This is a genomic window from Paraburkholderia sp. 2C, assembly GCF_054589215.1.
Map to the genome: position 1 here is coordinate 154,978 of NZ_BAAILL010000039.1, position 23,582 is coordinate 178,559.

Genomic DNA, 23,582 nt, shown 5'->3' on the forward strand with positions numbered 1-23,582 from the left:
ATGCGGCGACGCGCCAGAGCACGCCCGCAAAGGTCGCGCGAAGCCGCGCGATCCGCGGCACCAGGCGTTGAATTGACGGGTGGATCGACGAAGCGATCGGAGGCGTTGCGGATGGCAGCGGATACAGCGGATACAGCGGACACAGCGGGTAAAGCTGATACAGCGAACAAGCAGGCGAATTCCAGCATGAAAGCGCCGCGCCGTGCCAACGGAAGGCGGCCGTTGCTGCGGCCTGCCGTCCTCAGCGGTGTCGTTGCTGTCATCGGCGTGGCGGCGACGCTCGCGGTCGCGCAAGTCGTGGTGCACGAGCGACGGCAGGCGGCGTCGACCCGCTTCGAGCAGCGTGTTGAACGCGTCACGACCACCGTGCGCAACGAACTCCGCACGAGTGCGCTATGGCTCGAAACCGCGCGCCGGGTGATCGAGGCGTCGCATGCCGCGCCGGACCCGGTATCGCGCGAATTCGCCGAAGCGCTCGATCCGGGCAGCGCGATGACGCCCGTGCGCGCATTCGGATTCGTCGATGCCGGCAACACACAGGCCGACAACACACAGGCCGGCGGCGATGCCGGCGCGGCGGCGCGTGCCGCGTTGCGCGATGCCGCGCAAACAGGACAGCTTGTGCTGGTCGCGCCAACCGCGCCGTATATGGGCTCCGGGCAAGAGCGCAATGGCACCCTGCTTCTCGCGCTGCCGGTTCGCCCTCAAGGAGGGCAATCCGGGGCCTTGGGGGATGAGCCCTTGGGCTTTCTGTTCGCATCGATCGATCCCGCGCGCCTGTTCGAGCCGGCCGGCATCTCGGAACGCGGCCTCGACATGCGGCTCTCGGTCGGTTCGCCGCCGCAGGCGGTATACGCCGCAGGGCGCGGTGACGACGATGCGCCGAATGCACGCGACGCGTTCGAAGCGTCCAGAACGATTTCATTCGGCGGCTCGCTATTGACGCTCGCTTTTACGGCAAACGGCGGTGCGGTCGACACGGGCGCCGCCGGACCGGTCGCGATCGTTCTGGTCGCGGGGCTCGCCGGAACGCTGCTCGCGGCGCTGGCGTGCCAATGGATGCTGTTGCGCGGCAACGGCGCGGCGCGTTCGGGAGACGCCGTCCTCAACGAGGCGCGGATGATGAGCATCGTGCACGCCTCGTCCGACGCGATCATCACGATCGACGACGCGCAGCGCATCATCATCTTCAATCCGATGGCCGAGCGCGTGTTCGGCGTGTCGGCAATGGAAGCCATCGGCACGACGCTCGACCGCTTCATTCCGCTCCGTTACCGTGCCGCCCATGCGGGCCATGTCGAGCAATTCGGCGTAACCGGCGTGTCGACCCGGCAAATGGGCAGGCAGCGCGTACTGTCCGGCATCCGCGCAAACGGCGAGGAATTCCCGCTCGAAGCGTCCATCTCGCAGATCCGCGACCCGATGGGCAAGCTCTACACGGTCGTATTGCGCGACGTCACCGAACGGATGCGCGCCGAAACCGCGCTCAGACAGTCGCGCGAGGAATTGCGCGACCTGTCCGCCAACCTGCAGAAGGCGCGCGAGGAAGAAAAAATGCGCATCGCGCGCGAGCTGCACGACGATCTCGGCCAACAGCTGACCGCGCTCAAAATGGACCTGTCGTCGGTCGAGCAGACGCTGCGGCCAGCGACGACGGACGGCCTGGCCGGCTCGCCGGCCGTGGCCGAAACGCTCAGACTTCTTGCCGGCATGCGCAGGCTCGTCGACGCCACGGTCGTATCGCTGCGCAGGATCGCCGCCGACCTGCGCCCGGTCATGCTCGACGATCTCGGCCTGCTGCCCGCAATCGACTGGCTCACGCGAGACTTCAGCCAACGATATGGCATTCCAGTCGACCAACGCATCGACGCCGACCAGATCAATTTCAAGCGCGAAGCGGCCACGGCGATTTTTCGCATCATTCAGGAAGCGCTGAATAATGTCGCGCAGCACGCCGATGCGACGAGCGTCCGGCTGCGCCTCACCACCGGCGACGGTCGCTGCACGCTGGCGATCGCCGACGACGGCCGCGGCTCGGACCGGCACGCGCGGCAATACGGCAGCGCGCCGGCCGACGCCGAAGCGCGCACGGCGTTCGGCCTGATCGGCGTGCGCGAACGCGCACATGGGCTCGGCGGAACGGTTACCATCGAAACGACGAGACACAAGGGCTTCACGCTTACCGTTTCCCTTCCGTTAGGTGCCGTACAACAGGAAGAGACGCTCTTATGATCAGGGTATTGATTGCCGACGATCACGCGGTGGTGCGCGACGGACTTCGCCACATTCTGCAGAGCGCAAGCGGCTTCGAGGTGGCCGGCGAAGCCGGCGACAGCATCGCGACCATCGCGCTGGCCCGCAAGACGCCCGCGCAGATTCTGGTGCTCGACCTGTCGATGCCTGGCCGCAACGGCATCGAGCTGATCAGCCAGATCAAGGAAGAAAAGCCGGAACTGCGCATCCTCGTGTTGACGATGCATGCGGAGCAGCAATACGCGGTACGCGCGTTCAAGGCCGGCGCGTCGGGCTACCTGACCAAGGAAAGCGCGAGCGAGGAACTCGTCGGCGCCGTAACCAAAATCGCGGCGGGCGGTGTCTATGTGAGTCTCGCGATGGCCGAGCGTTTCGCGCAAAGTCTGAACGAGCCGGCGGATGCGCTGCCGCATCAACGTCTATCGGACCGCGAATTCGACGTGTTCCGGCGCATCGTGGCGGGGCAGACGCTCACCGAAATCGCCGAGGCGCTCTGTCTCAGCGCGAAAACGATCAGTACCTACAAAATGCGCATCCTCGAAAAAATGCAGATGCCGCACGACGCCGCACTCGTGCGTTATGCCATGCGCCATCAACTGTTCGACGACGATCAGGACGGCGTTTGACGTACTGAGCGCGCCGCGCGTGCCGCCGTTCGAAACGCCCGCGCGCGTAGGGAATTTCCTACAAAAAGGCCGCAACACCCTACAGCAAGTTCAACCACCGCCGATTCTTTTTTGAGATAGCGGCGACGATACTGCAGTGCATGGACACCGATGCGCGCAGCGCCACCCTCAAAGTGTTTCTCGTCGAAGACGCCCCAGGCGTCAGACGCAACATCGCATTGCTGCTCGAAGTGCTGGCTCGCGCCAACATAGTCGGCGAAGCGGAAGATGGCGAAACAGCGCTCAACGCGATTCATGCATGTCGTCCCGACGTCGCGGTCGTCGACCTGCGGCTTGCGGCCGGCAGTGGCATCGAGCTGATTGCGCAACTGTCGCGAACGCTTCCGGATATCGTCACGATTGCACTGACGAACCATTCCGGAACCGCTTTCCGCTCGGCGTGCCAGGCGGCGGGCGCGCACTACTTCTTCGACAAGACCGCCGAGTTCGATGCAGCCTGCCGCACCATCCGGGAACTTGCATCGACGCCCCGCCAGCGCGTCTCCAGGTAAAGAGGAACTGATCATGTCATCGCCACTCGCCATAGAAGCCATGCCGTCCGCCACGCCCATGCACGCGATCCTTCGCATTCGTGCGATCGACCCGCAGCCGTGCGTCGAATCCGACAAGCGCGCCCCGGTGCGCTGCTCGGGTTGCTCGATGCGCGCCGTTTGCATGCCGGCCGGTCTGACTGCCGCCGAACTCGCGCAGCTCGATTCGGTGATCTGCAACACGCGCCCGGTGCACCGCGGCGATGCGCTGTACCGGGCGGGCGACGCGTTTCAGAGCATCTATGCGGTGCGCGCCGGTTCCTTCAAGACCGTCGTCATGCACCGCGACGGCCGCGAGCAGGTAACCGGCTTTCAGATCGCGGGCGAAGCGCTCGGACTCGATGGCGTATGCACGAACCGCCATAATTGCGACGCGATCGCCCTCGAAGACAGCGTCGTCTGCGTGATTCCGTTCCTGCAGCTCGAAGCCGTCTGCCGCGAAGTGCGGACGATGCAGCATCATGTCCACCAGATGATGAGCGGCGAGATCGTGCGCGAATCGTCGCTCATGATGCTGCTGGGCACGATGACCGCGGAGCAGCGCGTCGCGGCGTTTCTGCTGAACCTGTCGAAGCGTTTCAAGGCGCTCGGCTACTCGCAGTCGGAATTCAACCTGCGCATGACGCGCGAAGAAATCGGCTGCTATCTCGGCATGAAGCTCGAGACAGTGAGCCGTATGTTCTCGAAGTTCCAGCGCGATCGGCTCGTCGATACGCGCGGCAAGCAGATACGCATTCTCGATCCGGACCGGCTGTCCCACGTCTGAGAAATGGATGAACTGCGCCGTCGTGCGTGATAGTCAGAAGCCCGATTTCACGCCTTGAGCTGCACTTGACGTGCGTCAATAGCGGTCTTGCGGCTCGCGTTACAGTGGTCGTGAACGGAGCCCGCCATCATGACCCTATCCCGGTTTCGCCTGATCGCCGCCTGTGTTGCCGCGTGGAGCGCCGCTGTCAGTAGCGGTGCGCTCGCCCAGCGCAACGAGCCTACCGAGCTTGTCGACCAGCAGCACTGCATGTTCTGCCACACGTCCGATGCGCCGTTTCTTGCGCCGTCTTTTCATCAGATCGCCGAGCGGTACCGCGGCAAGCCTGATGCAACCCTGATGCTCGAGCGCAAGTTACGCGTCGGCGGCCGTGCGCACTGGGGCGACATGCCGATGCCGGTTTCCGCTGAGCGGGGCGGCCCGCCGCTTTCCGCTGAAGACGCTCGCACGCTGATTCAGTGGGTCATGAGCCAGTGATATGCCGCCCGGCGTGATCCGCCTGCGTTCCATCGACACCGCGAGGCCCTCCGCGTTGAGGGAAAAGCAATGCGAATTACCGTCCACCTCGATACATTCCACTGCGCCGTTCCTTCGGCCTATGCCATTCTCTGGCTCGACCTCGAGGCGCGCAAATGGTCGCGCGAAGGCCATGCCGGCGTCGAACTGCCCGAATGGGGCACGCTCGAGTCAGCCGGAACCGACACGCGAATCACAGGACAACACGCACCGCAGGCGCTATGCGTGCTCGAAGGGCTCGATCTGTCGAGGGTCCATGCGCCTTTCGAGGGAGAAAGCGGTCGCGCGCTCTGGTACCGCCACGCACATCACGCACCGGTGATCGGACAGTGGCATGTGCAATGCGTCGACCGTACGCCGTCGGCGCCCGAGCACGGCGTGTTCGCGGACGACGAGCGGTGAGCGGCATCCGTCGCCGCGCCGGAACCCGCCAGGGTCCGCTACTGAAAGCCGTCGAGTCCGCCTGACGGAACGCCTTGCGAACGGTGCGCCACGCACTTACTGGACGCGAGGCGCCGACTGCGCCACGAGCCCCCGCAGCTCGCGCTCGGCGAGGTCGAACGCATGCCGGATCGCCGCGCCCGCGCTCTCATCGCAACAATGATCGAGCGGTTTGAAGCAGGACGAGCGCAGCAGCAGATCGAGACGCACGTCATAGACGGGATGCTCGCTGCGTGGACGCAGCGCCTCGATCGCAAGATGACAGCCTGACAGCAGATGGCTGTATCGCTCGAGACGCACGAGTTGCGCGGCGGCTTCGCCCTCCAGCTCCCTTGAGCCGGTAAAACCCATATAAACGATCTGCATCCCGACTCCCATGACGGCTCCCCAAACAGCGTGCTTGCCACTCATGCAATCGGCGCCGGGACGGCGTATTGCGAGGCATCTGCTGGCTTCATCATGGTGCGATCCGGTGCGAACGCCTTGATGTGTGTCAATGGGCTGACGCCCGGCTGTCATGTCGGCGCAAGATCGACAGACCTCGAGAGAGACGCCGGCGTGCTTGTGATGCGCGATGCGCAGAGCGGTCGCGAAAAATATCGAAGCCTGCCCGGCACGCCCGCGTCGCTGCGTCGCGTCGCAACGATGCCCGGCGGCCGGTTGCGCGACTCCGGGACAGCCTGAGCTTGCGTGCGTCCGCCGCCTCGGCCTCCATGTTCGAAACGTTCGCGCGCCGCGCCGAACCGCCAAACGCTGATCTGCATCAAGAGCGCCGGCTCCCTGGCATGACTTAATGAAGTATCTCTTCAATGAGGGAGCCTCGCCATGAGCAATCCCGCAGACCATCTCGGCCATGCGCCGTCCGCCGCGGCGCCCCAGGCATCGAGCGCCACCGCGCCGCGCAAACTGCCGCTTTCGCTGCTGACCGCGGTCGTCATCGGATCGATGATCGGTAGCGGAATTTTCTCGTTGCCGCAGAACGTGGCGGCCGGCGCGAGCGCGGGCGCCGTTCTGATCGGCTGGCTCATTACCGGCGTCGGCATGCTGATGCTTGCGCTGTGCTATCAGACGCTCGCATTGCGCGAGCCACAGCTCGATAACGGCGTCTATGCCTACGCGCGGGCGAGCGCAGGCGAATTCGTCGGTTTCAACTCCGCATGGGGCTACTGGGTCAGCGCCTGGATCGGCAACGTCGGCTACCTCGTGATTGTGTTCGGCACGCTCGGCTATTTCTTCCCCGTTTTCGGCGACGGCAATACACCCGCTGCGATCGCCGGTGCGTCGGTTGCGCTGTGGGTCATGCACGCGATGATCCTGCGCGGCATGCGCGCAGCGGCGGTCCTGAACGGACTTGCCACTGCCGCGAAAATCGCCCCGCTGCTGCTATTCATTGTGCTCGTCGCCGCCGCGTTTCACGGCTTGCAGTTCCGCGCCGACTTCTGGGGCAACCCGAAGCTGCCCGGCGTGCTCGAACAGGTGAAGAGCACGATGCTCGTCACTGTCTGGGTTTTCATCGGCATCGAAGGCGCCAGTGTGCTGTCCGCGCGCGCGCAGAATCGCAAGGACATCGGCCGCGCAACCGTGCTCGGCTTCATTGTCGTGCTCGCGTTGCTGATGGGCGTATCGCTGCTGTCGCTCGGTGTGGTCGGCCAGCCAGAGCTCGCCGCGATGAAAAACCCGTCGATGGCGGGTGTCCTCGCCAAGGTGGTCGGCACATGGGGCGCGGTGGTGATCAACCTCGGCCTGCTCGTGTCGGTCGGCGGCGCATTGCTGGCATGGACGCTGCTCGCCGCGGAAACGCTCTTCACGCCCGCATCGGACGGCGTCATGCCGAAACGCCTCGCGCGCGAAAACGCTCACGGCGTGCCCGCGAGCGCGCTGTGGCTGACGAACGGTCTGGTGCAGCTGTTTCTGATCGTCGCGCTCGTGTCGAATGCAACTTACCTCGCCCTGATCTCTCTTGCGACGTCGATGATCCTCGTGCCCTATCTGTTCTCGGCCGTCTACGCGTGCGTCATCGCGTGGCGCGGCGAGCACTACGGCGCCGCGGATACCGCCGCGCGCCGCCGCGAGAGGCTGATCGCCGTGGCTGCGGCCGCTTACTGCTGCTGGCTGCTCTACGCGGCGGGGCTCAAGTACCTGCTGCTGAGCGCCCTGCTCTACGCACCTGGCGTGGTCGTGTATGCGTGGGCACGGCGCGAACAGCACGCCCGGCTGTTCCGCCGCTTCGAACTTGCCATTCTGGCCGGTGTGCTCGCACTCGCCGCATGTGCAGCCGTGCTGCTCGCGACGGGCCGCCTCGGTCTTTGATCATGATGGAGCATTGACCATGGGATACGGAGTATTTTCGGAAGTCGGCAAGTTGCGCAAAGTGCTTGTGTCGAGACCGGGCCTTGCGCAGGCGCGTCTCACGCCGGGCAACTGCAACGCGCTGCTGTTCGACGACGTGCTATGGGTCGCGCAGGCAAAAACGGACCACTATGCGTTCGTCAGCGCCATGCAGGAGCGCGACATCGAAGTTTTCGATATGCACGACCTGCTCGCGCAGGCGCTGCAACGGCACGACGCACGCGCGTGGCTGCTCGATCGGCAACTGACGCCTGCCCGCCTCGATGCCGAGATCGCCGCGCAATTGCGGCCGTGGTTCGACGAGATGAAGCCCGACGAACTGGCGACGCGGATGATCGGCGGAGTCGTCGTCAACGAGTTGCCCTTTCGCGCGTCGGGACTTACGGCGCCGTGCGTCGAACCCGGCGGCTTTCTGCTGCCGCCGCTGCCGAACGCGATGTTTACGCGCGACTACAGTTGCTGGATCAACGCCGGTGTGGCGCTCGGCTCGATGTACTGGCCCGCGCGGAGACAGGAATCGCTGCTCGCCGCGGCACTTTACCGGTTTCACCCGATGTTCGCGGTCGCGCCGCCGGTGTTGTACGGCGACCCCGACACGACCGGCGCGTACGGCTCGCTCGAAGGCGGAGACGTCATGCCGCTCACTCCCGGGCTCGTGTTGATCGGCATGGGCGAACGCACGTCGCCGCAAGGGGTCGCCCAACTGGCGCGCACGCTCTTTGCCCGCGAGACGGCCGACGGCCGCGGCGTCACACGCGTCATTGCCGCGCAGTTGCCACGCTCGCGCGGCGCCATGCACCTCGATACGGTGCTGACGTTCTGCGACCGCGATCTTGTCACGATCTTTCCGGAGGTGGTCGACGGCGTCCGCTGCTTCAGCCTGCGTCCCGGCGATCGCGAGGGCGAACTCGACGTGCGCGCCGAGACCGCGCCGTTCCTGAAGGTGCTCGCCGACGCGCTCGGCCTCGCCGCGCTGCGCACCGTCGCAACCGGCGGAGACCAGTGGGAAGCCGAACGCGAACAGTGGGACGACGGCAACAACGTGATCGCGCTCGAGCCAGGCGTCGTCGTCGCGTACAACCGCAACGTCTACACGAACACACAACTGAGAAAAGCGGGCATCGAAGTGATCACGATTCCGAGCGGCGAACTCGGCCGCGGCCGGGGCGGCGGCCACTGCATGACCTGTCCGCTCGAACGCGACCCGTTCTGAAGCGACGAGGCCCTTTTCGACTCACTTTCCGACCGAATCACGAGGCACCTATGTCATTCAATCTTCGCAACCGCAGCCTGCTCGACATGCAGGACTTTACGCCGCGCGATATCCGCTTCCTGCTTGATCTCGCAGCCGAGCTCAAGCGCGCCAAATACGCAGGCACGGAAGTGCCGCGCCTGTCCGGGAAAAACATTGCGCTGATCTTCGAGAAGACATCGACGCGCACGCGCTGCGCGTTCGAAGTCGCCGTGCACGATCAGGGTGGCCACGTCACGTATATCGATTCGTCGGGCTCGCAGCTCGGCCGCAAGGAGTCGCTGAAGGACACCGCGCGCGTGCTCGGACGTCTCTACGACGGCATCGAGTACCGCGGTTTCGGGCAAAGCACGGTCGAGGACCTGGCGACGTATTCGCACGTGCCGGTCTGGAACGGCCTGACCGACGAGTTCCATCCGACGCAGGTGCTGGCCGATCTGCTGACGATGCGCGAATTCGGCGAGAAGCCGCTTTCGCAGTTGTCGTTCTGCTACCTCGGCGATGCGCGCTTCAACATGGGCAACTCGCTGCTGATCGGCGGTGTGCAGATGGGGATGGATGTGCGTATCGCCGCACCGCGCGAGCTATGGCCTTCCGAGATCATCGTCACGAAGATGCGGCGCCTCGCGCAGACCACGGGCGCGCGCATTCAGCTGCTCGAGGAACCGCAGGCCGCCGTCTCGAACGTCGACTTCGTGTATACGGACGTGTGGGTGTCGATGGGCGAAGCGACCGATGTCTGGGGCCATCGAATCCACCTGTTGCAGCCGTATCAGGTCAATACGCAGCTGATGCGGGCGACGGGCAACCCGCGTACGCGCTTCATGCACTGCCTGCCCGCCTATCACAACCTCGAGACCGAAATCGGCCGCGAGATACACGAGCGCTTCGGACTGGCGGAACTCGAAGTCACCGATGAAGTATTCGAATCGGAGGCATCGGTCGTGTTTTCGCAAGCGGAAAACCGCATGCATACGATCAAGGCCGTGCTCGTCGCCACGCTCGGCTGATACCGCGCAGCACGCAAGGAGCCGCATGCACGCCTCGTTCCGGGCGTCCGGAAAGCAGGAAAGTCAAAACCAACGATCTCCCGAGGCGACTTTCGAGGCGAAACGGATGGGTGTTCTGCTCGTCACGTGCGGCGCTTCTCTTCGAAATAGGGCTGCCGCTCGGCCGCGAGACAGAGTGACGACACGAGGTGAGACGCGGCTTCCAGCAGGTCGTCGAAGGCGATCACGCCAACCAGTTCGCCGGACTTGCCTATCACGGGCATCCGGCGCACGCCTTGCAGCCGCATCCGGCCTGCGACGTCCCACGGACTCTCCCATGCATACGCGAGTACCGCGGGCTCGGACATCACTTCGCCAACGAAGAGCGTGGACGGATCGACGCCGGCCGCGACGACGGCGAGCACCACGTCGCGGTCGGTGAGCATGCCGACCGGCGATGCTTCGCTGGCTGTCCCCTCGATCACGATCAGATCGCCGACATGGCGGTCGCGCATCAGGCGCGCCGCCTCCAATAGCGTCGTGTCGCGACGGCATGTGATCACGTCGCGTGTGCAAATGCTCGCTGCGTCCATTGCCGATTACCCTCCGTATGTACAGCAGGTGTCAGACATGCAGCGCGCCGGACACTTTCAGTTCGACCCATGTCATGCCTTCGCGCAGACCTTCGAGCAGGGCCTCGCGCTCGGTCGCGAACAGCCCGCTGTGCTGGAAATCGTGCGCGAAAGCGCCGTTCGCGGATTGATGGGTAATGTGCACGTTGCTTCGATATCCGCGCTCGACGGCGGACGTGGTGACGTCCACCGACCATTCGGTCGCGTGCGCGTTGCCGGTTAGTGTCATGCGAGGCTCCTATGCCGTTCAGACGTCCCGACTGGCCGGGGTAGCCGGTCGCTCGTCACGTATAAGCAGCGTAACGACGCGCGCAACGCAGGCGTTGATGCACATCAACGGCACGCCGGGAGCGGCCGACCTGTGCGAACGATTGCTATGCGACAGCGCGCGGCCCTTTCGAGGACGATGTGGTCGTGAAAATCGCGATGTTCGCCGGCCGTTCATTCAACCCGCAGTTCGTCGACGACCGCGCGCACGCCCGGTGCACTCCACGCCGCGCCGCGCGCGACTGCCCGTTCGGCAAACGAATCGACCTTGCCGGTCAAGGTCACCGTGCCGTCGAGCACCGCGATTTCGATGTGGTGGGCTTCCCGGCGCGCGTGCCGCTGCATCGCCTCGCGGATTCGGGTGGCGACGTCGCCGGACCCCACGTTGCCGCGCACTTCGATCTGATCGGAGACACCGACCACACCGCGCATGTGGGAGATCGATCGCTGTGCGACGTGGCGCTGGTAGCCCCAGTCGACCGTGCCGCTCAAGGTCACCCAGCCGCGCTCGACCTGCACCTTGACCGCGTCCTCGGGCAGGCCTACGGTCCAGTGCAAAATTGAGTGAGCGGCGTCCGCGATATCGGCGTCGCTGCGCAGTTCCGTTTGCGGCAAGCGCACCTGCATCTCGACCACCACGCCTTTCACGCCGGCAATCCGGTGCGCGGCCTTTTCGGCCGCGAGCTTGTCCGCATAACTGGATGGATGGCCCGACAACGTCACCACGCGGTCCGTCACCTCGACCCCGATCTGCGTCGCGGTAACGGCCGGATCCCATTCGAGTTCCTCTTCCACTTCGTGCTTCAGCTGCTTGTCCGATTTCATCGCACCCTCCTCGTCAGATACGGGTGTCCGCATCAAGCTCCAGCTTTGCAGAATCGGCGCGCGGTCGTCTGATGCAGGTCAAAGCCATGCATGAACGCCGGGGCAGGCTGAAACCATTGCGCGGTGTACCCGCGCCGATGCGTTTCAACGTGACCATGAGCCAGCCTGGGCTTTTTGCCCCCGGCTCATGCCCGGCTCGAACTCACGCCGGCACTCGGCGGCCGTGAACCCGGCATCAAGCATGTCGCGCCTCCCGGCGGCATGGCCGGCGCGCTCGTGCTCGTCCCGCACCGGGCGCAGCGCGGCAGCTTGACTGAAATCAAATCGCGCGCGTGCGCGGTCTTTATCGTGTAAAGCGGTACCGCAGCCGCCCGGCGCGGATCGACCGACTTCGATTGGAGTGAGATATGACCGATACACAACGGCTGACTTACGAGCCTTCGCCAGCGCGCCGAGCATTGGCCGCGCGAAGCCACGCGCAGGCTGTCATTGAACTGCCGCAGCCGGACAGCGCCTCGGGCGTGTCATTGATGACGGCGCTCTGGACGCGAGCGAGCACACGCGAATTTTCCGACGACGCGTTGACGCCGGCCGCGCTTGGCGGAATCCTCTGGGCGGCCAACGGCGTGAACCGTCCAGCCACCGGCGGCCGCACCGCGCCATCCGCGCACGCATTCCACGAGATCGACGTCTATGCGGTGCTCGAAGACGGCGTCTACCGGTACGATGCGCCCCAGCACCGGCTGGTGCTCAAACACGCGGTGGACGCCCGCAACAGGACCGGCTATCAGGACTTCGTGGGCACTGCGCCGCTCGACCTCGTCTACGTCGTATGCATGTCGAAGCTGCTTGAGATGGCGCCCCAGCAGCGCGATATCTTTTCGGCCGTCGCGGCGGGCGCGATCGCGCAGAACGTGTCGCTATATTGTGCCTCGGCCGGGCTCGCGACTGTCGTGCGCGGCTGGATCAATCACCGGCTGCTTGCCGACGCGCTCAGCCTGAACGAAGACGAGTTGCCGATTCTGGCGCAAACGGTGGGCAAGCGCGCCACCGTACTGACTTCGCTTGCCGATTAGCCGGCTCATGCGCGGTTAATGCTTGGTTAGTGCTCGGTTAGTGCGCCACGGGCCGCGTCATCGACGCCAACCCGCGGCGCGCTCGGACAGCGGCCACTTCATCGCTTAGCCGATCGACAGGCGCTTGCGGTCGCCCGGCGCCTTCTTCGGCAGCGACAGCGACAGCACACCGTCCTTGTATTCCGCGGTTGCCGCTTGATCGTCGATTTCGCTCGCGAGCGAGAATGCACGGCTGAACGAGCCGGAGTAGCGTTCCCGCCGAATCACGCGCTCGCCTTCCTTCTGCTCCTGGTTACGCTCGACCTTGGCACTGATCGACACACGATTGCCGTCAATCTGCACGTCGATGTCTTTTTTGTCGATGCCAGGCAGTTCGGCTTTGACCGCGTAGGCGCTCTCGCTTTCGGTCACGTCGATTTTCATCGAAGCGACATCGGTGTCCTCCTGGCTGAGGATGCTGCGCATCGGCCGGAACAGTCCGTGGAACAGATCGGGAATCGGATCCATCGAAAATGGGTCATATCGCGTCACATTGCTCATCACTTGCTCTCCTTAAAGATCCATCGATGCGATGGAGATGGACCGCAAACGCGCCGGTCCGGCGCGACAGGCATCACGGCGCAATGCCTCAGCCCTTCAGGCGCCGATCGAAAGCGGGTCGATCATCGTCGGCACACCAGCAGCCGACCGGGCCGCATTAAGCGAGATCGACTTGTCCGGGAGGGAGCCCAACCCCCGACGCCGGCGGCGTGGATGGCCGGGTTCCTTTTAGCGTACCGGCGCCCCCGGTACCGTGCTTGATTCAAGTCAAGCGCAGCGCATGCCGCTGAACCACTTCCCGCAGTCAGCCATGTCGAAACGAACAGACATAGTCGGAAAGCGGCTCGCTGAAACCACCAGGACATCGATCTGCCTTGTCAAGCCGGGCCACTTTCCGTGAATCAAAAATACGAGCAGAATGACGGCGAATGCAACGACGAACGACAAGGCGACCTTTTCCAGCACGCGAACGTCGAGTCCGTTTCTGTCTCCTCCGAAAACAATGCGAGCGCTGAGCGTGCCGCTTGTCTTTCATGTTCGGTCCACGCGACCCGACTTGCCCGATGCAGATCAGTGTTTATCGATGCTGTGCGCGTGCTGCGCGGCGTTTTTGACGTCCGCCGGCACGTACTGAATGGAGATAACTGTCAATGGCTTCGCACGACCCAACGACGGGCGGAAATGCATCGTTTTCGGAAATCGCGATCGACGACCGCTATCAGTTGCTGATCGACGCGGTGCATGACTACGCGATCTTCATGCTCGACCCCGCCGGCCGCGTCGCGAGTTGGAACACCGGCGCGCAGCGAATCAAGGGCTATTTGCCCGAAGAAATCATCGGCCGGCATTTTTCCGTGTTTTATACCCCGCAGGATGTCGCCGCCCAAAAGCCCGCGCGCGAACTGGACATCGCTGCGACGGTGGGACGTGCCGAAGACGAAGGGTGGCGCGTGCGGCGCGACGGGTCCCGCTTTTGGGCCAATGTGGTGATCTCGGCAGCTCGCGACGCGACGGGCAAACTGATCGGTTTTGCGAAGGTCACGCGTGATATGACCGAGCGGATGCGCCTGACGGCGCTCGAGCATGCGAGCGAAGTATCGGCGCAAATGCAGATCGCCCGTGAAAACGAACAGAAGCGCATCGCGCGCGAATTGCACGACGACCTCGGCCAGCAGTTGACCGCATTGAAAATGGGAATGGCGCTGCTGGAAGCGCGCCTCGAAAAGGTCGGCGGATTAACCGAGCCGCTGCGCAGCACACACGAGCTGCAGGTACAGGTCGATGCGATGGCCGTCTCTCTGCGACGCATCTCGGCCGACCTGCGTCCGCCGTTGCTCGACGATCTCGGTCTATCGGCAGCACTCGACTGGCTCGTTGAGGATTTCTCGAAACGATATGGCGTTCAGGCAACCGCTGACGTGTCGAACGATAGCGGGATAGGCGAGCTCGCAGCCGTGACCATTTTCCGTATCGTGCAGGAAGCCTTGACGAACGTGGCCCGGCATGCGCAGGCCCATACCGTAGCGGTCAAGCTCAAACGCGCTGGCGATCAATGCATGCTGGAAATCGCCGACGATGGCGTGGGCGCCCAATCGGTTCCTGCCGCACCGGGTGACCGCAAGTCGTTTGGCTTGCTCGGCATGCGAGAGCGGGTCAGGCAACTCGGCGGGACCATTGCATTTCATACCGAACCGGGCGCAGGCTTCCGTGTGCAAATCTGTTTGCCGGAAGCGTCGTTGAAAGGCAGCGCCTTCAGCTGACGCAGCGATGCACGCGACGGGCTGTCGTGTGCAAAGCCACCCACGCTCAGCCTCGCCTGAGGCCGACAAAGCTCCACCCGCAAGAAGCCCGCTTGCGTGCGCTATCGGGCATGCGTCGTCAAGCCGTGGGGCGCACCAGCAATACGGGCACTTCCGACAGGCGTGCGACGCGTCGCGCCACGCTGCCGAGCAGCCAGCCCTGCAGCCCGCGCCTGCCGTGCGTGCCGACCACCAGCAATTCGGCACCCGCGTGCGCCGCTTCGCGCACAAGCGTATGCGCGATGTCGTCGTTGAACGCCCGGGTCGACACCAGCCTCGTTTTCGACGGATTCGGACGGCCCGCAAGGATTGGCGCTGCGTGCTCCAGCGCGCGCTCGCCCTCGGCGACGTACGCACCTTGCAGCACGCCCGCGGGCGCGATATCGAACAGTCCCGTCGCGCGATCGACGACGTACATGGCGAGCAGCTCGGTTTGCGCCGACGTGATCTGGAGGCCGTACCGCATGGCGTACAACGACGCGGCGCTGCCGTCGAGCGCGAACATGACGCGCGTGAGCGGTCCGCCGGTCTCGCGCGCGAAGCGCTCGGGCACGATCAGCATCGAGCAGTGAGCGTATTTCGTGACCGGCCGCGATACGCTGGCGTCGGTCCACTGCAGCACGCCGCGACGGTGCCGCGCGCCGACCGCGAGCAGGTCCGCGCGATAGGTGTGCGCATCGGCCACGAGCGCGTCCGCGACGATGCCGCCCTCGCGCGACAGATCGATGAGACGGGCGTCGACGTCGGCGCCGCTTGTGCTGACGATGCCGCTCGTGCGCCCTAGCGCTTCGCGGGCATCACGCCGCAATTCGTCGCGTGCCACGTCGAGCGCCGCGTGGATGAAGCTGAGCTGCGGCGTCAGCACGCGCGGGTTTTCCGCAATGCTGACCACCGACACATGCATGCCCGGGCGCGCGATATCGCGCACATATTCTGCGAGGCGGTCCGACGCCGGCGAAGCATCGACCGCCACTTCGATACGGGTGATCGCGCGTACTGAACCGGTGGAGGTTGCTGTGGGCTCACTCATGATCATGTTCCTCCAGGGCAGCGGGAGATTCCGTTACGGCCGGGCGAACGCCGCTCGCGGCGTCGGCCCCGGACCCGGCCGCCGCGGATCCCGGCGGCCATTTCATCGCCCGTCTCGCCAATCATTGAGACGGGGCGTCAGTGTCGACGCATCGCGAACGGCACGAGCAACAACGGCAGCGCGCCGAGTGGCGCAACCTGCTCGGCGATGCTTGCGAAGCGCCACTTGTCCGAAGGCTCGCCGGCATGGGTGCCGGGCACCAGCAGGTCCGCCCGCCACTCGAGGGCGGCGCCGACGATCGCATGCGCGAGGCTGCCGCGATGGAACATCGATTCCATATCGAGCGATGCCGTCGCGTAATCGATCAGCTTCGCAGGCAGCCGGCTACCCGAGACGGCAATCATCACGCGCCGGTACGGGAACCCTCGCCGCGGCCGATGGCGCTCGCGCGCGGCGTCCGGGCTGGCTTCCATGCTCATATGCCGCCCCACGCGAACACGCACCGCATGCGGAACGATCGGAGTTCCGCATCGCAGTCAAACGACGGATGGAAGTTCATTCGCGATTTCCTCTCGGTCCGGTCGCCAAACCCATGCTCGGTACCTGCCACAAGCATCGCGCAACGCGCTGTTCGCCCTTTGATATCGATCAACGCTCGCGCGGGCAACGGGCGCCTCGATCTCTCACCGGGCGCACGGTTCGTTGACTCAAATCAATAGCTTGCGCGTGTCGTGCCGGTTCAATAGCAAAGCGGGACGGCGCGCGGCGTCGCCGTACGCCTGACCCGCGAACGAATTCATGGAGCCCATCGTGTCAGCCAGAAATCTTGTCTTCCATCAGGATGCTCGCCCGTTGCGGCTGACCACAGATTGCATGATTGCTTGCCCGGCTGTGCGGCACACGGACGCCGATGGCAGCCGTGCCTTTGCGCGGACATTCTGATGGCTGGCGGCCCCGCCGATGTTCGAATCGCTTTGCCGGGCGGCCGGCCAGGCTATCTGTCGCATCTCGTCTGCGCGGTTGCGTGGGCGCTGTCCCGGTCGCTCGACCCTGGTGTTCCCGATGCCCTCGCGGCACGACCGGATCGCACCGTGAGGCATCGTGCCGTAGCGCCGCTGGTCGCGATCCTGGTCTATCACCGCTTCGCGCAGACGGCTGTCGATTCGATGACCGTGCGCGTCATGACGTTCGAGGCCCAACTGGCTTTTCTGCAAGAGCACGGATACCGGATCGTGCCGCTCGCGGATATCGTCGCGTGGATGCGCGACCGCTCGGCGCCGCTGCCGCCGAAGGCAATCGCGGTAACCGTCGACGACGGTCATCGGTCGGTCCACGAGGTGATGATGCCGATCGTCATGCGCGAGCACATTCCCGTCACACTGTTCATCTATCCGTCGGCGATCTCGAACGCGTCATATGCATTGACGTGGGATCAGCTTCTCGCGCTGAAGTCGACCGGCCTCTTCGATGTCCAGTCCCATACATGGTGGCATCCGAATCTGGGCATCGAGGAACGCCGGCAGTCGCCGGACAGTGTGCGCCGGTTCGCGATGCAGCAGTTCACGCATTCCCGTGACGTGATCGAACGTGAAGTCGGCGGACGGGTCGAGATGGTTGCGTGGCCGTTCGGCATCTACGACGACGAACTCGTCGCCCTTGCCCAATCGGCCGGTTACGTCGCCGGGCTGACGATCGAAGCACGCCGCGTGCGGCGGAACGACTCGCTGCTTGCCTTGCCGCGCTTCCCGATGGTCGACGCCTGCACGCCGCCCGTGCTGGGCCGTCTGCTCGGCGAGGCACGGGCGCGCCGGCCGCCGGCCGCGGGCGACTCGTGATGATGCGACAACCCGACGATGCAGCGCCCGCTGGCGAACCGCCGTCACTCCGTGCCGCGTGCCGGCGGCGACGTGCCCGCCGCGTGTTGCGCGCGCTCGACCGGACCTTGCGCCGGCCCGGCTTCTATCCGCATCCGGCGGGACGCATCGAGCGCCGCGAAACGCATATCTCGGTCGTGTATCTCGCTGGCCGTTTCGCATACAAGATCAAGAAGCCGGTCGTATTCGGCTTCGCGGATTTCTCCGCACCGATTGCCCGAAAGCGCAGCTGCGAGGCCGAACTGCGTCTGAACCGCATGCTCGCGCGGCCGCTCTATCTCGGGCTCGTGCGTGTCGGGTCGAACGTCCGCGCCGCGCGGCGTGCGGGGCGCGATGCCTCGGTTGACGAATACGCCGTCAAAATGCGGCGCTTCGACGAGCGCATGCTGTTTTCGCAACTGCTCGCGCGCGGCGCACTGCGGCGCGCGGATATCGACCGCGCCGCGGCACGGCTCGCGACATATCACTTGCATGCGCCGCGCGACGTGCCGCGGCGCGCGCTCGGCAGCGCCGTGCTGCTGCGCGCGCAGCTCGACGACGTACTCGACGGCTGCGCAACGCAGATCGGCGCTGCGCGTATCGAACCGCTGCGCCGCTGGTGCGCGAGCGAATACGCGCGCGTTGCCGAGGCGCTCGACCGACGACGGGCGATGGGCCTCGTGCGCAGCTGCCATGGCGACCTGCATCTGAATAACATGCTGCGGTGGCGGCGCACCGCGCTGATGTTCGATTGCATCGAATTCGACGATGCGCTGCGCTGGATCGACGTCGCCAACGATCTCGCGTTCCTGCTGATGGATCTGCGCGCGCACGGCCGCGCCGATCTTGCGAACCGGCTGCTGAATCGCTGGCTCGAAGCGACCGGCGACTACGACGCGCTCGGCCCGCTGCGGCTCTATATCGTGTACCGGGCGCTCGTGCGCGCCTTTGTCGCGCGTCTCGGCCCGCCTGCGCCGGCATTGCGCGCGGCGAGCAACCGTTACCTGGAAGCCGCCACCGCGGTAATGAACGAAACGGCGAGCGGGCAGCCGCGCGCGCTGCTGCTGTGTCATGGTTACTCGGGCTCGGGCAAATCGGTGGCGAGCCGTGCGCTGGCGGAACACTATCCCGCCATACGCGTGTCAAGCGATGCGCTTCGCAAGCGGGTTCGAGCCTTCGAGCCGCTGCATGAGGCGGCGCTGTCCGCCGACGCCTATACAGCCGACGCAATCAACCGCGTGTACGGCGACTTGCTCGACACGGCGCGCGAGGTCTTGCGCCATGGCCATAGCGTGATTGTCGATGCGACGTTCCTCAAGCGCCGGCACCGCGCGGCGTTCATCCGTCTCGCCGAAGAACTCGGGGTGCCTGTTCGGCTGCTCGATTTTCATGCGAGCAAGGCGTGCATCGAGTCGCGCGTCGCCCAGCGTGCGCAGGCACGCGACGATCTGTCCGACGCCGGCCTCAGCGTGCTCGACCTGCAACGCGCGAGCGCGCAACCGCTGACGGCCGATGAACTCGCCATCGCGATTTCGTTCAATACGGACGTTCCGCTGCCCGTCATCGAAGCGGCGCGGTACTGGCAGCCGGTGCTCGATGTCGGCGGCAGCCGTGCCGTATCGATTCCGGTGCGTGACCGGGAATCTAGCCGCGTGTGGCAAGCGCCCGACGGAGAGCCGCCGCAATCTGGTCGATAAGGACTCTCCCCTCGTCAATCACGCCCGCTATGGATGCCAGCCCATGGATCATGCCCGGCCAACAGGTGTAGTCGACCTGCACGTTTGCCGCCTTCAATTTCGCTGCGTATGCCTCTCCTTCGTCGCGCAGCGGATCATGGTCGGCCGTGATGATCAGGGCCGGCGCAACCCCGGCAAGGTCGGTCGCGAACAATGGCGACACCTTCGGGTCGGCACGGGATATCCCTTTTGGCAGATAGGCGTCGTACAGTTCGAGCGTCCGGCTATGGGAAACGATGTACTCGCCGGTTCCCAGTTCTCTCCATGAAGCGCTCGATGCTGTGGTATCGAGAACCGGATCGAGCAACACCTGAAGCCGCAAATCGACGCCATGGGCAGCCGCCCTTTGCGCAACCCAGGCGGCCAGAAGACCGCCCGCGCCGTCCCCGCCGACCGCCATGCGCGTGGGGTCCGCTGCGATTTCGGACGCATGGTTCGCGACCCAGTTCAGTGCAGCCAGTGCGTCGTCGTTCGCTGCGGGATAGGGGTGCTCCGGGGCGAGACGATAGCCTACAGACAGGACAAGGCAGCCAGCGCGATTGACGATTGCGCGAAGGAGCGTGTCGTGACCATCGAGATCCCCCGAGACAAAGGCGCCACCGTGGTAATAGACAAGTACCGGTGCGGATTCACACGAAGACGCCCTGCCGTTTGGAACATAGAGGCGAACCGGAATGCTTCCGGCAAGCCCTGGTATATCGAAATCATCGGCGAGCCATACCGGTTCGAACGGCACCCCGAGCGCACCGTACATCACGAGAAGTTCCGGCGTCACGCTCGCTTCGCGCGCGGACGAAGGATGCCGGGGTGTATTCGATTTAAACCGTTCTAGCAGGACTTCGACTTGCGGATTGAGCTTACGCATTCCGGGCACTTCGTAGTTGAGGACCGTATCGCGGACCTGGTGTTCTCGCCGACATGGAGCGGTGCTCGATCTGCATCCGGCAGGTGACGCTCCTGTTCCGCGAGACGGCTGGCCGGATGCTCGACTGTTCAACGCAGGAGTCCCCCTGTTGACGACAATATCTTCATACATTTTTATAGTGTCAACGGTCTCATATTATTTTGTGCGGCGCCAAGGCTCACCTCTTCCTGAGCTTTGCGGCACGGGGTTCCAGGCGCCACGGAACCAGGCCCGCCCGTTCGAATTGCCCGTCAGTCGACGACCTCCGACACCGGCCTCCTCGGCGCATGGTCTGTTTGCGGACCGCGGCCCACACGAAGCAGCAACTGGGGCATCGCGTCGACTTTTAACAACGCGCGCAACGGCTCGCGCAGCGTGCTGACTTCGATCGGCTGATTGAGGTACGACGCGGTGAGTCCCTCGCATGCGGCAACCAGCAGCATGCGCTCGAGCGCCTGGCCCGCCGCGACCCACCCTTCCCGGTTGTCCTGCCGCGTGGCAATGCCGACCAGAAGCGGCGAGCCGTCGACGAGTCGCTGGTCTGTCGCGGGTGTTCCGCCTCCCAGATCGAACACTCGCACGGCCGACTCGACGAACGGCGCAGCAAAATCGAGCATGCGGCCGACCGCTGCGCCATACGAGGGCATGCCGTCCGCGATGCGCGAAGGATGGATCCAGCTGGCCAGTTCGCGCCGGAAGCGCGGGTCCGCGAACTGCATGTGGTCGGCCTCGTCGATCAGTTCGGCAATGGCCAGACGGGTCGATCGCGCCTCGACGCAGCATGCGATCGCCCCCTCCGCCGCGCACGCGTCGATCAGGCGCGTTTGCACAGGCTTCGCCATGACTTCATCGGCAAACGGCGCGCGAGTCGTCACCCGGAGCGTTATGGCGCTGCACAGTTCGGCCAGCGCTGCGTCGTGATAGCCGTCGTGCGATACGGTCATGTGCGCGACGATATCGGGATCCAGTTCGGAGGGAAACAGCGTGATCGCATAGGACAGTCCGAAGCGACTCAACGCGACGCGAAGGTTCAGCAGTGCCGCGCCGCAACTGATCACCAGTTCGCGATCGAACGGATCGACGACCGGCAACGCACGCGTCCGATCGGCGCACAGCTGCACCGTGTTGCCGTCGACGATGAATCGCCACGGCTGCGCGTTGTGATTCGATGGCGCGAGCACCGCGTATTGCAGCGCAAAACGCAATTGCTGCGCGATTGGCGCGGATGCGTCGAACCGGTGTTCGTCCAGGTTCCACGCGGACGGTAAGGTATCGCTGGTCATCGCAAGACTCTCCTCGTTAGTCCGGTCGGGCGAGGCGCGTTTCGACAACGGAGGGGCGAACTTCGCTCGCTCATGCAGCGGCCGCAGGTCGTCTCAACGATAGAAGCGGAAATATCCGCTATGCAGCAGCACCGGCTTGCCCCCGACTTCGTTCAGCATCCGGTCCGCGGCCTGTTCAATTTCGAAGCGATGCGCGTCGAACGCCGCGATCAGATCCGGCTCTCGCAGCGATGCCGCGCCGAAATGGTCTTCGAGCGCCTCCGCGGTAATCGCGCATCGAACCGGTTTTCCGTCGACGAGCGCGGGAAATGCAATGACCAGGTCGCGCGCGCCATACTCGCGCGCAGCGTGTGGAAACGAAATGTGCATGGCCGCCACCTGTGTGCAACGTCAAGCAGTTCACAGCCAGCATACAAACGTGCGAGCCGATGACGTTGACGCAAGTCAAGCGTGGACGCCTCTTCGGCGTGTTCACCCTTAGCGCAAAGGCAGGCCGTCGCGTGTGATGTGAATCGCCGTCGCTTCGATATAGTCGACCCGCAGCGATTCGCCGACCCTCAGTCCATCGAGCAGCCGCGTCGAAGACGCCTGCATGGTCACGCTACGGTCCGGTCCGCGCAACGTGAGCATCCGTTTGTCACGGTCGATATTCGTGACCGTCGCGACCGCCTCGACCCGGTGCATGGACATCGATGCGCCAGTCGAAGCGCGGCTCGTCACATCGGAATCGACGCGCTTGCGGATGTCGTCCGCTCCCGATTTGCTCGTGCGCAGCAACAGCGCGCGACTGTAGGTGATTTCAACCTTGTCGCCCATCTGCAATGCCTTTACCGGGCCGAGCGCTTTGTCGACCACGATCTCGACCGGCTCGCCGGTTTCCTCCCAGAGCGTCACGCTATTTCGCTTCGGATCCACGCCAAGCACCACCGCGTTCGAGCGCGTTACGCTTTTGCCCGAAAAAACCGGCGCATTGGGTTCGCTCGCAGCGTCGTCCGCGGCGGCCGACGGAATTGCGCTGCAGAGGATGACAACGGCAGCGACAGCGGCGCCCGCCAGGAAAGTATCTGGCCATTTACATTTCATCGCATGCCCCCAGTGAAAACTCCTTCGACGCGTCGGCGTCAGCGTATCGAGCCGTCCGCCCGTGAGTCATGACGCTGAGTCTCGACGGTTGCGCTCCCGCTCGAGCAGCACGGTAGCGGCAATGAGTGCGCCGCATAACGCGCCGCTACCCGCGTGGAACAGGTACGCCCCGCTGATCACGATGCCCTGCAATGCAACGACCAGGCCCAGCATCGAGGCGAGTACGGCGATCGTCGCGAGCGAGACGCGCCACGGGTGAATGAATTTCATGTCGCCCCCGCTCGCCGGGGATGTCATTCGCTTGCCGGCTCTTTCGCGTGCGCATCGTCTGCGCGCACGAGCAGCACCGGACATTCCGAGAGCCGCACAAAGCGCTCGGCGACGCTGCCGAGAATCGCGCGTTGCATGCCGCGCCGGCCATGCGTGCCCATCACCACAAGCTCCGCGCCGAAGCGCTGCGCGCAGTGGTGCAGGCAGTGCGCGACGTCTTCGGCGACCGTCTCGGTTTCGACGAGTTCGGCCTCGCCCGTGACGCCCGCCGCGGCAAAGCGGGCCGACGCATCGTCGAGCGCGGCGCGTCCGTCGCGGCGGAACGCATCGATCATCGCGACCGGATCGTAGTACCCGGCATAAGGAAAAAGCGCGGCCTGATCGACGACATAAACCGCGTGTACCTTGCCGCGCGTCATGGCGGCGACGCGCACCGCCTCGTTCAACGCCTGCTTCGATGTGTCGCTGCCGTCTACGGCAACCAGAATCTTCTGATACATGA

General features: G+C 64.8%; 28 protein-coding genes. 14 read left to right on the top strand and 14 right to left on the bottom strand.

All coding sequences use genetic code 11. From position 1 onward, the window contains the following. Window positions 1–186: 186 nt before the first annotated feature. From ACYPXD_RS18400 to ACYPXD_RS18425, 6 genes are all read left to right on the top strand, one after another. Entirely contained in the window at window positions 187–2,232 is a 2,046-nt protein-coding gene (locus ACYPXD_RS18400) for a PAS domain S-box protein (RefSeq protein WP_459714195.1), read from the top strand. Then, window positions 2,229–2,879 (top strand): response regulator, encoded by a 651-nt coding sequence (locus ACYPXD_RS18405; RefSeq protein ID WP_459714197.1) that lies wholly within the window; start codon window positions 2,229–2,231, stop codon window positions 2,877–2,879. Before ACYPXD_RS18400 ends, ACYPXD_RS18405 begins: the two co-directional genes overlap by 4 nt. A 140-nt stretch (window positions 2,880–3,019) precedes the next feature. Further along, entirely contained in the window at window positions 3,020–3,430 is a 411-nt protein-coding gene (locus ACYPXD_RS18410) for a response regulator (protein ID WP_459714199.1), read from the top strand. A gap of 13 nt (window positions 3,431–3,443) precedes the next feature. Continuing rightward, window positions 3,444–4,235 carry a fumarate/nitrate reduction transcriptional regulator Fnr gene (gene fnr, locus ACYPXD_RS18415; protein ID WP_459714201.1) on the top strand — a complete coding sequence of 264 codons (792 nt, stop codon included), beginning with the start codon at window positions 3,444–3,446 and terminating at the stop codon, window positions 4,233–4,235. A gap of 129 nt (window positions 4,236–4,364) precedes the next feature. Then, window positions 4,365–4,712, top strand: coding sequence for a c-type cytochrome (locus ACYPXD_RS18420; RefSeq protein ID WP_459714203.1), 348 nt, complete (start codon window positions 4,365–4,367; stop codon window positions 4,710–4,712). A gap of 69 nt (window positions 4,713–4,781) precedes the next feature. Further along, the gene (locus ACYPXD_RS18425; protein WP_459714205.1) at window positions 4,782–5,153 is read left to right on the top strand and encodes a DUF3564 domain-containing protein; all 372 of its coding nucleotides are present in this window, start codon (window positions 4,782–4,784) and stop codon (window positions 5,151–5,153) included. A 96-nt stretch (window positions 5,154–5,249) separates the two neighbouring features. On the opposite strand, the gene ACYPXD_RS18430 is transcribed toward ACYPXD_RS18425, so the two are convergent. Beyond that, complete coding sequence (locus tag ACYPXD_RS18430) at window positions 5,250–5,570, bottom strand: hypothetical protein (protein WP_459714207.1); 321 nt, start codon at window positions 5,568–5,570, stop codon at window positions 5,250–5,252. Between the two features lie 447 nt (window positions 5,571–6,017). Here ACYPXD_RS18430 and arcD point away from each other — a divergent pair, with 447 nt between their 5' ends. Genes arcD through argF form a run of 3 tightly spaced genes read left to right on the top strand, consistent with a single transcriptional unit; the run spans window position 6,018 to window position 9,803 of the window. Further along, a complete protein-coding gene (gene arcD / locus ACYPXD_RS18435; RefSeq protein ID WP_459714210.1) occupies window positions 6,018–7,502 on the top strand; it encodes an arginine-ornithine antiporter in 1,485 nt (494 codons plus the stop codon). A gap of 19 nt (window positions 7,503–7,521) precedes the next feature. Continuing rightward, window positions 7,522–8,754, top strand: a complete 1,233-nt coding sequence (locus ACYPXD_RS18440; protein ID WP_459714212.1) for an arginine deiminase — start codon at window positions 7,522–7,524, stop codon at window positions 8,752–8,754. A gap of 50 nt (window positions 8,755–8,804) precedes the next feature. After that, complete coding sequence (argF, locus tag ACYPXD_RS18445) at window positions 8,805–9,803, top strand: ornithine carbamoyltransferase (RefSeq protein ID WP_459714214.1); 999 nt, start codon at window positions 8,805–8,807, stop codon at window positions 9,801–9,803. 122 nt (window positions 9,804–9,925) lie between these two features. Here argF and ACYPXD_RS18450 read toward each other — a convergent pair whose 3' ends face one another. From ACYPXD_RS18450 to ACYPXD_RS18460, 3 genes are all read right to left on the bottom strand, one after another. Continuing rightward, window positions 9,926–10,375 (bottom strand): CBS domain-containing protein, encoded by a 450-nt coding sequence (locus ACYPXD_RS18450; RefSeq protein WP_459714216.1) that lies wholly within the window; start codon window positions 10,373–10,375, stop codon window positions 9,926–9,928. Between the two features lie 31 nt (window positions 10,376–10,406). After that, entirely contained in the window at window positions 10,407–10,643 is a 237-nt protein-coding gene (locus tag ACYPXD_RS18455) for a UDP-glucose 4-epimerase (protein ID WP_459714218.1), read from the bottom strand. Between the two features lie 212 nt (window positions 10,644–10,855). Continuing rightward, window positions 10,856–11,506, bottom strand: a complete 651-nt coding sequence (locus ACYPXD_RS18460; protein WP_459714220.1) for a BON domain-containing protein — start codon at window positions 11,504–11,506, stop codon at window positions 10,856–10,858. Between the two features lie 174 nt (window positions 11,507–11,680). Between ACYPXD_RS18460 and ACYPXD_RS18465 the strand changes: the two genes are divergently transcribed. Both ACYPXD_RS18465 and ACYPXD_RS18470 read left to right on the top strand, forming a co-directional pair. Then, a complete protein-coding gene (locus ACYPXD_RS18465) occupies window positions 11,681–11,860 on the top strand; it encodes a hypothetical protein (protein WP_459714222.1) in 180 nt (59 codons plus the stop codon). A gap of 53 nt (window positions 11,861–11,913) precedes the next feature. Continuing rightward, entirely contained in the window at window positions 11,914–12,582 is a 669-nt protein-coding gene (locus ACYPXD_RS18470) for a SagB/ThcOx family dehydrogenase (RefSeq protein WP_459714225.1), read from the top strand. A gap of 105 nt (window positions 12,583–12,687) precedes the next feature. On the opposite strand, the gene ACYPXD_RS18475 is transcribed toward ACYPXD_RS18470, so the two are convergent. Together ACYPXD_RS18475 and ACYPXD_RS18480 are read right to left on the bottom strand one after the other, a co-directional pair. Next, window positions 12,688–13,122 (bottom strand): Hsp20/alpha crystallin family protein, encoded by a 435-nt coding sequence (locus tag ACYPXD_RS18475; protein WP_459714227.1) that lies wholly within the window; start codon window positions 13,120–13,122, stop codon window positions 12,688–12,690. Window positions 13,123–13,389: 267 nt separating this feature from the next. Next, complete coding sequence (locus ACYPXD_RS18480; RefSeq protein WP_459714230.1) at window positions 13,390–13,587, bottom strand: hypothetical protein; 198 nt, start codon at window positions 13,585–13,587, stop codon at window positions 13,390–13,392. 185 nt (window positions 13,588–13,772) lie between these two features. Between ACYPXD_RS18480 and ACYPXD_RS18485 the strand changes: the two genes are divergently transcribed. Further along, entirely contained in the window at window positions 13,773–14,882 is a 1,110-nt protein-coding gene (locus tag ACYPXD_RS18485; protein ID WP_459714233.1) for a PAS domain-containing sensor histidine kinase, read from the top strand. 118 nt (window positions 14,883–15,000) lie between these two features. On the opposite strand, the gene ACYPXD_RS18490 is transcribed toward ACYPXD_RS18485, so the two are convergent. Continuing rightward, entirely contained in the window at window positions 15,001–15,951 is a 951-nt protein-coding gene (locus ACYPXD_RS18490; protein ID WP_459714236.1) for a universal stress protein, read from the bottom strand. Between the two features lie 137 nt (window positions 15,952–16,088). Beyond that, complete coding sequence (locus ACYPXD_RS18495) at window positions 16,089–16,430, bottom strand: hypothetical protein (protein ID WP_459714238.1); 342 nt, start codon at window positions 16,428–16,430, stop codon at window positions 16,089–16,091. A 462-nt stretch (window positions 16,431–16,892) separates the two neighbouring features. On the opposite strand from ACYPXD_RS18495, the gene ACYPXD_RS18500 reads away from it, so the two are divergent. Together ACYPXD_RS18500 and ACYPXD_RS18505 are read left to right on the top strand one after the other, a co-directional pair. After that, the gene (locus ACYPXD_RS18500; RefSeq protein WP_459714240.1) at window positions 16,893–17,786 is read left to right on the top strand and encodes a polysaccharide deacetylase family protein; all 894 of its coding nucleotides are present in this window, start codon (window positions 16,893–16,895) and stop codon (window positions 17,784–17,786) included. Further along, a complete protein-coding gene (locus ACYPXD_RS18505) occupies window positions 17,786–19,501 on the top strand; it encodes a bifunctional aminoglycoside phosphotransferase/ATP-binding protein (protein WP_459714243.1) in 1,716 nt (571 codons plus the stop codon). The genes ACYPXD_RS18500 and ACYPXD_RS18505 overlap by 1 nt, the downstream gene beginning before the upstream one ends. On the opposite strand, the gene ACYPXD_RS18510 is transcribed toward ACYPXD_RS18505, so the two are convergent. The 6 genes from ACYPXD_RS18510 to ACYPXD_RS18535 all read right to left on the bottom strand — a co-directional run bounded on the left by ACYPXD_RS18510 (window position 19,449) and on the right by ACYPXD_RS18535 (window position 23,580). Continuing rightward, a complete protein-coding gene (locus tag ACYPXD_RS18510; protein WP_459714245.1) occupies window positions 19,449–20,405 on the bottom strand; it encodes an alpha/beta hydrolase in 957 nt (318 codons plus the stop codon). The two genes, ACYPXD_RS18505 and ACYPXD_RS18510, sit on opposite strands and share 53 nt — an antisense overlap. A 290-nt stretch (window positions 20,406–20,695) precedes the next feature. Beyond that, window positions 20,696–21,727, bottom strand: coding sequence for an Acg family FMN-binding oxidoreductase (locus ACYPXD_RS18515; protein WP_459714248.1), 1,032 nt, complete (start codon window positions 21,725–21,727; stop codon window positions 20,696–20,698). A 93-nt stretch (window positions 21,728–21,820) separates the two neighbouring features. Then, a complete protein-coding gene (locus tag ACYPXD_RS18520) occupies window positions 21,821–22,105 on the bottom strand; it encodes a DUF1488 family protein (RefSeq protein ID WP_459714250.1) in 285 nt (94 codons plus the stop codon). Window positions 22,106–22,204: 99 nt separating this feature from the next. After that, a complete protein-coding gene (locus ACYPXD_RS18525) occupies window positions 22,205–22,642 on the bottom strand; it encodes a hypothetical protein (RefSeq protein ID WP_459714252.1) in 438 nt (145 codons plus the stop codon). 234 nt (window positions 22,643–22,876) lie between these two features. Continuing rightward, window positions 22,877–23,080, bottom strand: a complete 204-nt coding sequence (locus tag ACYPXD_RS18530) for a hypothetical protein (protein ID WP_459714254.1) — start codon at window positions 23,078–23,080, stop codon at window positions 22,877–22,879. A 23-nt stretch (window positions 23,081–23,103) separates the two neighbouring features. Beyond that, a complete protein-coding gene (locus ACYPXD_RS18535; RefSeq protein ID WP_459714256.1) occupies window positions 23,104–23,580 on the bottom strand; it encodes a universal stress protein in 477 nt (158 codons plus the stop codon). Window positions 23,581–23,582: the final 2 nt, after the last annotated feature.